The sequence below is a fragment of the Paenibacillus agilis genome (assembly GCF_007786455.1).
GTDB classification, from domain to species: domain Bacteria; phylum Bacillota; class Bacilli; order Paenibacillales; family Paenibacillaceae; genus Paenibacillus_B; species Paenibacillus_B agilis.
Window position 1 is genome coordinate 1,439,795 of record NZ_VNJK01000001.1, and the last position, 12,444, is coordinate 1,452,238.

The window sequence follows — 12,444 nt, forward strand, 5'->3', positions numbered from 1 at the left end:
ATATTTACGTATATCTTCCATTTGTTTGTTGCTAGTTACTTATGTGCTAGCTAGTATGCATGGTAATAATAGAGATATGACAGCTGTTGTCGCGTATATCTGAAGATAACGCTAGCGATTGCTTAAGGAGTGGACATAATGAACAAGTACTGGCAACCAATAGTACGACCGAGCGAAGAGCAGTTAAGAAGCGCTCGATTTGATATTCACAATAGTGCACGTTATGTGGGGAGAATAGATTGGTCCGATGATGGTGGACCTGTTCTATCTTGGCCGGGCAGTTCGATTACAGCTCGTTTTCAAGGCTCTTCCATTACGATGTATATGACGGTGAAGCATCGAGATCACTCTTGGGTTCATGTGAGTATTGATGGCGGCGAGCCGTTCAAACTGTACATTGATGCAGGGGTATCCGTCTACACGCTGGCAACAGATCTTAGTGAAGGGGTACATACAATTGAGGTATATAAACGGACAGAGGGCATGTTCGGAAGTATTCAGTTTATGGGCTTCACACTTTCGGACGGTGGAACTTTTCTAGAGCCGCCGGCACGATTCAACCGCAGAGTAGAAATTATCGGGGATTCAATAAGTTGTGGTTCAGGTAATGAAGGTCGGGAAGAGGATCTTACGAAACCAGAAAATGAAAATAACTACCTAGCTTATGGTACGATTGCCGCCCTTGAACTTGAAGCTGAACATCACACGATCGCTGTGTCTGGGATCGGTTTGGTCGTTAACTATGATAATGATCGAGATCATACGATGCCTGTACAATATGAAAGGCTAAATCCTATCCTACCTGAATCAAGATGGGATTTTTTCAACTGGACTCCTGATCTCGTTGTTATAAATCTTGGCACAAATGATAATAACTTTGCCATCGATCAACAACAATTCGTAACTACATACTGTGAATTTGTAACACGAATACGCGGTAATTATCCTCATGCGAAAGTAGTAATGACACTTGGTCCTTTTCAACAATGGCCGCTAAAAGATTATGTTGTGCAGGCTTGTGAACAGCTTCGTGCAGCTGGCGATTTGAACATTTACTCACTTATATTTGATTTAATAGATACGCAGCGGGATGGTCTTGGGGAAGAGGGACATCCAACTACGGTTACACATGCTAAAATGGCAGATCAGTTAATTCATGAGATTAAGCGAATAATGGGCTGGTAAAATGGTGCCAGAAAACAATAGGGAGGATGCTGAGTGCATCCTCCTGTTATTGTCTAAAACAATTCATGAATCTATTTAGCTATATCGCGCTGTTCTGTCGTTCTGCTAGTAGTACTCGATTGAGTTTATCGATGTCGTTTATTTCCATCCATCGTTTCAGTTCTGGGGAAGAATATTTGCTAACCAAATATTCTTTCTTTTTCTTCAGCTCTATTTCGCCTTTATCTTCGTCAATTTCCCAGTCATGCTCTTTCTCATGTGGGAAATGAATACTCATCGAACTTCTCGCTAATTTAATGCTAGCCCCGTGCTGTAAAAGAGCTAGCCCCAAGTCGATATCTTCTCCACCCCAAGTGGTGTAACTCTCGTCAAACATCCCAATCTCGAGTAGTGTTTCCCGCGGCACAGAAACATTGCATGTCCAGAAAACAACAAATGGGGCAGGCCAAGTTTCGAGATCATCACCGAACTCAAGATAGATCTTTTCTCGAATATCAAGAATTTTCATGTTGCGCAATGTATCTATAGCACCATCGATAGAGTTCTGCTCGACAACACCTCGTATTTCCTCATGATTGCTAGTTGCCATATCGTAACCGTAAACATAGCCGAGCACAGCACTTGCCTTGCTGCTTTCTTGGTGGGCTTTGATATGTTCTTGAATAGCATTTTTGTGTAGGATAATACCATTATCAATGAAAATGCATATGTTTCCTTCAGCATTGCTAATACCTAGGTTACGTGCTGCTGCAGCTCTGAAACCTTTGTCCTCTTGAAAAAAGTATTTAATGTTCAATAAGTCATCGTACTGTTTAACTAATCCTAACGTATCTTCACTTGATCCATCGTCACAAATAAGAACTTCAAATTCATCTTTAGGAAGCTGCTGCTCTACTAAAGAATCCAATGAGCGTTTTAAATTGTTAATACGATTGTAGGTAGGAATGATAACTGAAGCTGAATAGATGTGTTCCATTAAAAGCCCTCCACTCATTTATATATGTATAAAATGTGAATAAACAATTAATCGAGAAGCCATTTCAGTTACTATCATTTCTGTGTAAATCAAAGAAGTAAATAGGATAGTAGTTATGAAACAATATGTAAAGTAGATGGTAAATAAATTCCAAAGTTCAAGCGCTATAACAATTGACAGAAGATATAGTTAGCAGTATTCTTCTAGATATAGCAACTTTATAGAAATATTTTCATGCTTTTGATGATTTATTTAAAAGTATAAACAATCTATTTAAGAGAATCAATAATATTTACAATTTATTGGCTTATCTTTAGGTTGAATTTAGGAAATCTAAACAATTTCAGAAAGTAATTCTCATCCAACATGTCATTGAGTCATTTGCTTAATAATTACTTGGAAGGCGACTGACTCGTTGATTAAGTGTACTTTGGTTTTTATCTATCGGATGAACATTTATGTATATAATCGTATATTTATAACATCTTTCTTATCAAGGAATGCTTAATGGTTTTATTAGCAGGCTGCGTTATTCTATTAGACTACATCGTAGATATTTCCTCATGTAAGGTCACACTATTTGCTTCGAATTATTTCTTTATCCAACTAAGATGCTGCTCACATGCTGAAAGTCATGATTACAAGTTAATCTGTCTTAATAGACCTGATGACTGACAACACAACGCCAATCATTCGATCATAAGGAAAGAGGTGCTCGTACATGCAGTATTCCATTCCGTTAACACCGTACAATGACTTTTGGATGAATTGCATTTTGAACTCCCACTATACGATTGCCAATCAATTAGAACCAAGCTACAAATATGCTTCGTATATGAATGATTATTCGTATAAAACATGGGGGGCAGCTATTGATTATGCGTTTATGACGCCTACTATTGAGGTGTTGGATTACAGCACGAATTGGGATAACTACATATTGAGTAAAGTCATTGTGAAAGAAGAGCCCATTTTCTTTAAAGATATGGATAATTTTATAGAAGAGCTTAAGCATATTATTGTGGAAAAGAAGCAGCTCGTTAAGATTCATGTTGACTTATTTTATTGGCTGCCTAAAAATATCGCGTGGGAAAAGTTCCATATGAGTCATTATTCCATAATCAATGGATATAACCCTGAGACGAATATGTATGCGGTCTTAGACGATGATATTGAAGGCTATCGTACTCATGAAGTGCCGGAGGAAAGGCTCATTCGCTCGTTTATGAATTCTACAGCAGTGACAACTCCAGCCAGTGGAGAGCCACATGCTTTTACTTATCAATTCAATGATGATATTGAGCCATACAAGCTATTGATTCAAGATGTAAGGTGCAATGCAGAGCGATTAGTGGAAGAGCTATCTCAATTTTCGTTCGATGGATTGTGGAATATTCCAGAAACAGATCAGTTTGATGATTATATTAGTATATCTCTGATTGGCATAAATATTATTGAAAATCGCCATCTTGGAAACAGTTATTTGATTCAGTCATTGGTAGAATTAGACCAGATTGATGAAGCATTAGGCAAAGAAATGAGTCGGGAAAACAAGCGCATTCAACAAGGCTGGAAAGCTATCAAGCAAATTTTCATCAACAAAACGCTATCAGACGATAAAAAGTTGAATTTGAGCCTGATACATGCAAAAGCGAAAGAACTGCTGGAAATAGAAAAAGGAATGTGGTCGCTTACATTAGCAGTTGCCAAATAACCTAGTAATTCTAACAAATATTTATGGGGTGATAAGGATGGAAATAACAGTAGAATCGAGAATGCGTGAAATATTTAAATCATACAGCGTTGTTATGTCTGAGGAAGAGTTGGATACGCCACTTGATGAGCTGTGGGGCGTCGATTCCATAACTCATGTACAAATACTGACTACGATCGCGCAGGAATACAACTTTAAAATTACGGATGAAGATTTTTTATTTTCTGATCTAACGACATTCAATAATATCGTAGTATTCGTTAAGCAAAAATCAGCGTAATTTGCGGGTGATTAACATACAACCGAATGAATAGATTTGTTCTGCCCAAAGAGCACCTTTTCGGCCATACATGATATGGATTGAAAGGTGCTCGTTTTATTTATTGGATGGGCACGAGTTGTGCAAGTTAAAATGATGCTTTTTATTATATCTCAAGCTCAAGCAAACATAGATATGAACTGCTCATAGCCTTCTTCCTTCAGTCTTGAAACAGGAATAAAGCGTAATGAAGCAGAGTTTATACAATAACGAAGTCCTGCTGGTGTTGGGCCATCATCAAACACATGTCCGAGATGGGAATCTCCGAAACGACTACGGACCTCTGTTCTAATCATACCATGTGCCAAATCCAGTTCCTCTGTAACGTTAAAAGGCTGAAGCGGCTTTGTAAAGCTTGGCCAGCCACATCCAGAGTCGTACTTGTCCTTGGAACTAAATAATGGCTCGCCAGAGACGATATCTACATAAATGCCTTCTTCTTCATGATTCCAGAATTCATTTTGGAAAGGGGGTTCAGTGCCGTTATTTTGCGTTACGTGATATTGCATGGGATTTAATGTTTCTCTCAATTGAAGTCGCTCTTCATCATTGACTCCCCAATGCTCTGTAATAAATGCATCACGCCCTGAACCTTTGCGATATCGCTTATAATGGGCTGGATTTTTCTTATGGTAATTTTGGTGATACTCTTCAGCTTCATAGAAAGTTGTAGCAGGCACGATCTCAGTTGCGATTGGTTTGTTAAATCTTCCGCTTGCTTCAAGCTGTTGTTTGGAATGCACCGCTAACTCATGTTGCTGTTCATTGTGATAAAAAATAGCTGTCCGATAAGAGCGCCCACGATCATAAAATTGTCCGCCATTATCTGTTGGGTCGATTTGCTGCCAAAAAAGTTCGAGCAGCTTTTGGTAAGGGAAAACATGCGGATCATATGTAATTTGCACAGCTTCGGCATGACCAGTTGTTTCCGAACATACTTCTTGATAAGTGGGATTTTCGGTATGACCGCCAATATAACCAGAGACGATCCCGTGTATGCCAGGAAGCTGTTCGAATGGTGTCACCATGCACCAGAAGCAGCCGCCAGCGAAAGTTGCTTTTTCTAAGTTAGACGCAGCAGGATTATTGCTCACAGCAATCACCTCTCCAAGTTATTTTGTTATCATCATAACCAAATCATACCCGATATTGCAATTGCCCAACCAAACTCAATAAAGTTGAAAAGTCGGTAAAAATACTCTTGAACTTATGGCATACCCGTGATATTATTATTACACGTTAAAGCACGTATCGGTTGGTATTTATACAACTTCATAACTCCATAAGGGGAGTAGCTATACAGTATAGTCGTCATTCCAGGTTGCGCGGGCGTGCACCTCGGCTATGCTGGCAACGAATTCGTTGTTTGCGAGACCTTGCCGAAAAAAAGGTAAAGGTCTCTTTTACGTGCGCCGTTACTTTTTTGGGTAGCGGCGCTTTTATATGCAAACGATATAAGGTACAACGACCAAATGAGGGGGATTACAATGGAACTATTTTCAGTGGAATGGTTCGGGGCATTACTTAGTATTATTTTGCTGGACCTTGTCCTAGCAGGTGATAACGCACTCGTTATCGGTATGGCTGCTCGTAACTTGAAGAAAGAAGAGCAGAAGAAAGTTATTTTCTGGGGAACTTTTGGAGCGGTAGCTATTCGTGCGGTAGCAACGATCTTCGTTGTTCAATTGCTCAATATTCCAGGGTTAATGGTAGTAGGTGGTTTGCTTCTTCTCTGGATCGCTCTTAAGTTAATGCTTGAGGACAAAGGACATGAAGAAGTCAAAGCGGCTAGTACATTAATGGGCGCTATTCGTACAATTATTATCGCAGATGCTGCGATGGGTATCGACAATGTTATCGCGGTTGCAGGTGCTGCAAACCATGACAATATGCTTGTTATTATCGGTCTTTTGATTTCCGTTCCAATCGTTGTTTGGGGAAGTACGCTTGTTATCAAGCTTATCGATCGTTTCCCAGTTGTTATTACAATCGGCGCTGCAATTCTTGCGTTTACAGCATCCAAAATGTTCGTTGGCGAAGCCTTCTTGAAGCCATACTTCGAAAATCCGGTTGCAAAATACAGCTTCGAAGCAGCTGTTGTAGTTCTTGTAGTAGCTACTGGTCTTCTTATTAAACGTAGCCGCGCTGCAAAGAAAGCTGCGCAAACAGCTGAAACTGCACATAAGCGTGCTAACTAATTTTATACAAGGCTGAGCAGGGAAATACCTGTCTCAGCCTTTTTTATTGCGATTCATTAAGATATGCAGTGTGTAGGGATGAAGTTCATGGACTTCGCATTCGCTACAGGCTTAACATGCGAATATGGTTCGTATTAACATGTAAACATAAATGAAGCCCTCCACTCAAAAGAGTGGAGGGCTTCAGTCATTTTCTATTCTGTTTCATGAAGGGTACGACGGTTCAAGCCTGGAATAAGTGCGAACGCAAATGTACACAATGGAGATATCCAAAGGAACAATGCAAATGGTGCATAGGTGAGAACATCCATCCCGATTGCGCTAGTCATCATTGCACCGCTAACGCCCCATGGAACTAATGGATTTACAAGCGTGCCGCAATCCTCTAATGTTCGCGATAGTGTTAGACGGGGGATGCGTCGTTGTTCATATTGTTCTTGGAACATTTGTCCTGGGATAAGAATGGACATGTATTGTTCTCCAGTCATAAAGTTAACGCCAATGGAACTCAATCCCGTTGTTACCACCATCGTTTGTTTACGTTTAATGCGAGTCATTAACGGCTCGATCCAAGAGCGAATAACCCCACCGTGCTGCAGTAGTCCACCGAATACAAATGCAATACCGATCAATGAGATGGACCACATCATGGAATCGATTCCTCCGCGGTTAATGACAGGAGCAAGCGTTTCAAGATTAAAGTTGACTTTCAAGCCACTTTGCATCGTTTGCATCCACATGGATAAGTTCCAATTCCCTTGAACAAAGCCAGTTATAAGTAAGCCCGAGCCGATTCCCATTAGCATCGTTAACAAGATTGGGATACGTTTCAAAGATGCGATAAGAACGACAACTAACGGAAGTAAATTCAACGGATGAATATGAAATACTTGTTGCAGTTCATGTTTCATCGCAGTAATGGAGCTTAGATCATTAGCTGTGTTATGTCCAAGTACTGCAAAAGCGATAATCGTGATAATAAAGGCAGGTATTGTTGTTTTAGTCATATTGCGAATATGACTGGTAATGCTAACTCGTGAAACAGCTGCTGCAAAGTTCGTCGTATCTGATAATGGGGACATCTTGTCACCGAAGCAAGCACCTGAAACAACAGCACCTGCTACTAGAGCAGAATTTGCACCCATCGCTTCAGCAATTGCGATAATTGCGACCCCGAATGTAGCTACCGTTGTAATCGAACTGCCGATGCTCATGGATACAACCACAGTCAACAGCATTGCACTTAAAGCAAACCATTCAGGTAAAAATAAGCTGGTACCGTATACAAGCATCGCTGGGACAGTTCCACTCATCATCCATGCCCCGATAAGAATACCGATCAGTGATAACAGCATGACAGGTTGAATGGAGTCTTTTAAGCCGCGTACGGCGGATTGTTCAATCATCTTCCAGTTCTGACCGCATAATTTCAAGGCAAGTGCTGTACCGATTGCTGCAATCAACAAAGGCATATGCGGTTGAGCTTGCAAGCCGAGTATCGCATACAACAGCCACCCAAGGACAAGGACAAAGATGATAGCTCCTTGTTGCCAAGACAATGAAGATGGGTGAGGCTGTTCTGTGTTAGTTTGATTCATGATGCATTCTCCTAATCTAGATGTTCTATATTGGTTAAGACATTGCTTTTTCACTTGCACGCTTACACGCTTTTATGTGCTAAAGTTAATGAATACATATTTAAATTTACTTCTCTTTCTATTATTCGTCAATAGAAAAAATAGGTAAATATACAAATCATAATAAAAAACCTCCCGCATCCACATTGGGACAAGGAAGGTTTTATGAATTACTTCTAAATTATATATTCAATAAACATAATAATAATTACATAATTATTATTTCTAAATAATTAAGGCTGTCTGATTAGTTGTCTTCAACTTCAACGATAATCTCGATCTCTACAGGAGTATGGAACGGAAGATCGCTAGTTCCGATAGCTGAACGTGCATGGCGTCCTGCATCCCCGAAGATGTCGATGAGCAGGTTGGATGCACCGTTGATTACATACGGCTGATCAGCAAATCCAGGAGCACTGTTAACGAATGCAAGCATCTTCACGACTTGTTTTACACGATCAAGATTGCCTACTTGTTTTTTGATAACAGCTAGTGCGTTAATAATACATTGACGCGCGCATTCTTGACCTTGCTCGATCGTCAAGTCACTGCCTACTTTACCTTCATAGATAAGTACGCCATCAACACGACAGTCCATACCTGAAGTGTAAACAAGGTTACCTGTTTGGCGGCTTGGTATGTAAGAGAATTTTGGCTCTCCTACCTCTGGCAAAGTAATTCCTAGCTCTTGTAGACGTTGTTCAATACGTGACATTACATTCATCTCCTTTAGTATCCGTTGATTGAAGCAGGGGATCAATTTATCGATTACCTCTCAAATCACGTTCCTGCTTGATTAGTGTCCACCACAGCAATGACGGACTTGGCGAGCAGCTCGCAGCATCTCGCCAGCATATACATTACGGAACTGGCCGTGTTCCATTGTCCATTGCCCGTTGACGAAGACATGTGATATACCGTGTGGGTATTGTCTTGGATCTTCAAAGGTTGCCGTATCTTCAATCGTTTCGGGATTAAAAATAACCATGTCTGCGGCATAACCAGGTACTAACAGGCCGCGTTTACCAAGACGGAAACGTGCAGCAGGATACGATGTTAACTTGCGTACAGCATCCTCAAGTGTAATGATTTTACGTTCTCGTACGTACTTGGAGAAAATACGAGGGAACGTACCATACAAACGTGGATGCGGTTTGCCTGTCTCACAGTGAAGACTATCGGAAGCGACTAGAGAGTAAGGGTAGCGAACGACCGCATCTACGTCATCAGTTGCCATATGATAATAGACTATCGTTACTTTCGCTTGCTCTTCTAGTAGAAGATCCATCATAGCGTCAACAGGATGAACGTTACGTTTCTCAGCTATCTCGGCAATTGACAAACCTTCCAGTGATTTGTTGTTATCGCTGTGTACGGCAGAAACGACGACACTGTGCCAACCTGTTGAAGCAACTAGATTGTCCCAGTCATCTTGTTCTTCAGCCAACTCTTCATGAAGACGTTGGCGAATGCTAGGCTGCTGAAGAGCCTCTAGTACACCAGCAAGTCCTCCTTGGAGCAGCCACGGTGGCAGTACCGTAGTCAAAGTTGTCGATCCAGCATGATATGGATATACATCACAAGTCACATCCATGCCGCGTGCCCGCGCTTGATCGATACGTTCCATCGCTTCTTGTACTTGTCCCCAGCTGCGTTTACCAGCAGCTTTGAGATGACTAATATGAAGTGATACACCGGATTGCTCCGCGATCCAAATCACTTCGTCGATAGACGGCAAGAGGTGACGCCCTTCACCGCGTATATGGGTGGATAGCAATCCGCCATATTGAGCAACGACACGGCATAATTCAGCGATTTCATGACGGTTGGCATAGCTGCCAGGCGCATAAAGCAGCCCGATAGATAGCCCGATTGCGCCAGCTTCCATTCCTTCTTTTACAATGGCCTTCATCGCTTCTAGTTCTTCCGCAGAAGGTGGGCGATTGTCAAAGCCCATCACACCGATGCGCAATGCGCCGTGAGCGACATAAGTCGCCATATGCTCAGCTGGCTTCAATTTATGAATGGCATCCATATATTCGCCTACGGTGTTCCAACTCCATTGGTGTTTCGTCGTACCGATTACAGGTGTTATATACTCCTGCAGCATAGCAGCCCGCTCTGGAACGAACGGTGCGGGAGCAAGACCGCAGTTACCGACAACTTCTGCCGTAACACCTTGCTGCATTTTAATACCGCTTTCAGGATAGTCCATAATCATTAAGTCAGAATGACAGTGCCCATCAATAAAGCCTGGTGTTAACAATTCGCCTTTGGCATCAATGATTTGAGCAGCACTGACATCAACAGATCCGGGACCTCCCACATGTGTAATAATACCGTCTTTAACTCCTACTTCTCCCCAGTACCATGGATTCCCTGATCCATCAGCAATTCGAGCCTGTTTCACAATCAAATCGAGCATGGCGCCCTCGCTCCTTCATCCCAAGTTGTATGTGTAATAAGATGTAGAACTCATGTATGACTACTCAACAACTACCAGTTATGGCCTCTAGCTGCGATTTTCATTTGATAAGGACTTTCTGTGCCATGTATCCAGACGTTGTTATACAAATTTAAAGAACTGCAAATGTGGTTCGGAATAATATGTAGTCGATCTCCAACCTGTAAAGAATGACCAGGCTGAATGCGAATGACGCCATGCTCTTCTGAGAGCCGCTCTAACACGGCATCGGGATATTCCACAATATGCCCGAATCCTTTCATAAAGAGAGGAGCGCCGTTAGGCTGGACATCAGTAGCAAAAGCTTTGCTGCCGCCATCGATCACAATCTGATCGTCATACGGGCAACTGACAACCGTTACAACGATAACTGCGGCACAATCACGCCAATCCACAAGATCAAACATTACTTGCATACGATCATTGAAAATATAAGTGCCTGGTCTAATCTCGGACACGCCAGCTACTGTACCCGCAGTTAGCCCTGTAGGAGAGGAGCCTACACTAATTTCCTTAATATCATGACCCGCTTGGCGCAAGGTCTCAGCTGTAGCCAGCATTAATTCGCTTTCCTCCACGCCTGCAGCGTACAGATCAGTTGTTGCTTGACCAGCAAGTATCGCACCTCTAAATGTAAAAATTCCTGTTAAATCCAAATGAGGATAAGAGGCAATACGATCTGCAGTTCGAACGATTGCATCACCGCTAACCCCTGCCCGGCGAAGTCCTGTGTCTATTTCCAGTCTAACTTCAAAGCGAACTTGAAGTTCTTCGGCGATTTGATTGAGTATATTTGCACCAGCTTCACTATCTACACCAATAATAATGCGTGCGCGTTCTTGCAGGGCAGCTGCTCGACGTATTTTAGATGGCGTGACGATAGGATAAGCGATAAAAATATCTGTAATGCCTTGCTCGACCATAACTTCTGCTTCAGAAACTTTGGCTACCGTAATTCCTACAGCGCCCATATCCAGCTGTTTCTGTGCAAAATAAGGCATTTTATGTGTCTTAATATGAGGCCTAAGCTTAACACCCAGCTTGTTCGCCTGTTCAGCCATTCGCTTCAAATTAAGATCTACGATACGATCATCAATCAGAACAAACGGTGTTTCGGCTTCCGTTAAAACAGGAAATGTATTGATTGCATCGGTACTATCACAGGTTTGAATTCCACTTGATTGAGTCAAGTCGCTGTGTTCCATCGCTATTCCTCCGCATTCCATTGTTTAACTTCATCTAGATAGCTATAGAGCGAATACTTGGATATCCCTAGGTAGAGACAAATTTTCTCACTGGATTTCTTAATAAGAAAAGCACCCTTCTGGTCCAATAGAGCAATCATTTTCATTTTATCTTCCTTGCCCATGGCAGCTACAGGCTTACCAATTACATCTTGTGTTTCTTGAATAAGCACGTCCAGCAAGTCGTTAACATTAGTAACGAAAGATTCTTTGATATCCGTCTGCAAATTGGTCATTGTAATAGACTGCAGCGTCTTCTCTGCAATCATCAGGCTAGTAATATCAAAGTTGATGCAAAGTGATCCGATAATAGTTCCATCTTGGTTATTCATATAGAGAGAGGTCGAGCGAAGTAAACGCCCGTCTTTCGTTTGCGTGACATAATTCAGCTTATGACCATTCTCTGTAGAGCCGCGAAGCAGCTCCAAGCCAAGATTAGTACCTGGATCTCCAATTTTTCTGCCTGTGACATGGCCATTTTCGATCGCAACAATCGTTCTATCATACGGAAGTGTCAGGTCATGCAGCACAACCTCACAATTCTCGCCGAATTGCGCGGAGATGCCTTTCACTAGCGCTTGAAGAAACGGGAGCTCGTCTTGTATCGATTCCACTATCGCTTGACCTCCCTCTCAGCGTACAATAATGATAGGTATATCAGAAAAATTTGGTAATGATCGACTATAGCTTAACATACTTTTTTAGCT

The 12,444-nt window shown here is 41.7% G+C and carries 11 protein-coding genes; 4 read left to right on the plus strand and 7 right to left on the minus strand.

Features of this window, described 5'->3' with window-relative positions:
- Window positions 1-138 precede the first annotated feature (138 nt).
- The gene (locus tag FPZ44_RS06385; RefSeq protein WP_144988431.1) at window positions 139-1,185 is read left to right on the plus strand and encodes an SGNH/GDSL hydrolase family protein; all 1,047 of its coding nucleotides are present in this window, start codon (window positions 139-141) and stop codon (window positions 1,183-1,185) included.
- A 79-nt stretch (window positions 1,186-1,264) separates the two neighbouring features.
- Here the strand turns inward: FPZ44_RS06385 and FPZ44_RS06390 are convergent, their stop codons facing one another.
- Window positions 1,265-2,161, minus strand: coding sequence for a glycosyltransferase (locus FPZ44_RS06390; protein WP_186785938.1), 897 nt, complete (start codon window positions 2,159-2,161; stop codon window positions 1,265-1,267).
- Window positions 2,162-2,882: 721 nt separating this feature from the next.
- On the opposite strand from FPZ44_RS06390, the gene FPZ44_RS06395 reads away from it, so the two are divergent.
- Window positions 2,883-3,875, plus strand: coding sequence for a hypothetical protein (locus tag FPZ44_RS06395; protein ID WP_144988435.1), 993 nt, complete (start codon window positions 2,883-2,885; stop codon window positions 3,873-3,875).
- A 37-nt stretch (window positions 3,876-3,912) separates the two neighbouring features.
- Complete coding sequence (locus tag FPZ44_RS06400; protein ID WP_144988437.1) at window positions 3,913-4,155, plus strand: acyl carrier protein; 243 nt, start codon at window positions 3,913-3,915, stop codon at window positions 4,153-4,155.
- Window positions 4,156-4,313: 158 nt separating this feature from the next.
- On the opposite strand, the gene msrA is transcribed toward FPZ44_RS06400, so the two are convergent.
- On the minus strand, window positions 4,314-5,288 hold the full coding sequence (gene msrA / locus FPZ44_RS06405; protein WP_418789127.1) for a peptide-methionine (S)-S-oxide reductase MsrA: 975 nt from the start codon (window positions 5,286-5,288) through the stop codon (window positions 4,314-4,316).
- A gap of 393 nt (window positions 5,289-5,681) precedes the next feature.
- Here msrA and FPZ44_RS06410 point away from each other — a divergent pair, with 393 nt between their 5' ends.
- On the plus strand, window positions 5,682-6,392 hold the full coding sequence (locus FPZ44_RS06410; protein WP_144988439.1) for a TerC family protein: 711 nt from the start codon (window positions 5,682-5,684) through the stop codon (window positions 6,390-6,392).
- 194 nt (window positions 6,393-6,586) lie between these two features.
- On the opposite strand, the gene nhaC is transcribed toward FPZ44_RS06410, so the two are convergent.
- From nhaC to FPZ44_RS06435, 5 genes are all read right to left on the minus strand, one after another.
- The gene (nhaC, locus tag FPZ44_RS06415) at window positions 6,587-7,990 is read right to left on the minus strand and encodes a Na+/H+ antiporter NhaC (protein WP_144988441.1); all 1,404 of its coding nucleotides are present in this window, start codon (window positions 7,988-7,990) and stop codon (window positions 6,587-6,589) included.
- A gap of 286 nt (window positions 7,991-8,276) precedes the next feature.
- Window positions 8,277-8,744 carry a RidA family protein gene (locus tag FPZ44_RS06420; protein ID WP_144988443.1) on the minus strand — a complete coding sequence of 156 codons (468 nt, stop codon included), beginning with the start codon at window positions 8,742-8,744 and terminating at the stop codon, window positions 8,277-8,279.
- A gap of 81 nt (window positions 8,745-8,825) precedes the next feature.
- The gene (locus FPZ44_RS06425) at window positions 8,826-10,454 is read right to left on the minus strand and encodes an N-acyl-D-amino-acid deacylase family protein (RefSeq protein WP_144988445.1); all 1,629 of its coding nucleotides are present in this window, start codon (window positions 10,452-10,454) and stop codon (window positions 8,826-8,828) included.
- A gap of 71 nt (window positions 10,455-10,525) precedes the next feature.
- On the minus strand, window positions 10,526-11,698 hold the full coding sequence (locus FPZ44_RS06430) for an alanine racemase (protein ID WP_144988447.1): 1,173 nt from the start codon (window positions 11,696-11,698) through the stop codon (window positions 10,526-10,528).
- A 2-nt stretch (window positions 11,699-11,700) separates the two neighbouring features.
- The gene (locus FPZ44_RS06435; protein ID WP_144988449.1) at window positions 11,701-12,351 is read right to left on the minus strand and encodes a helix-turn-helix transcriptional regulator; all 651 of its coding nucleotides are present in this window, start codon (window positions 12,349-12,351) and stop codon (window positions 11,701-11,703) included.
- Window positions 12,352-12,444: the final 93 nt, after the last annotated feature.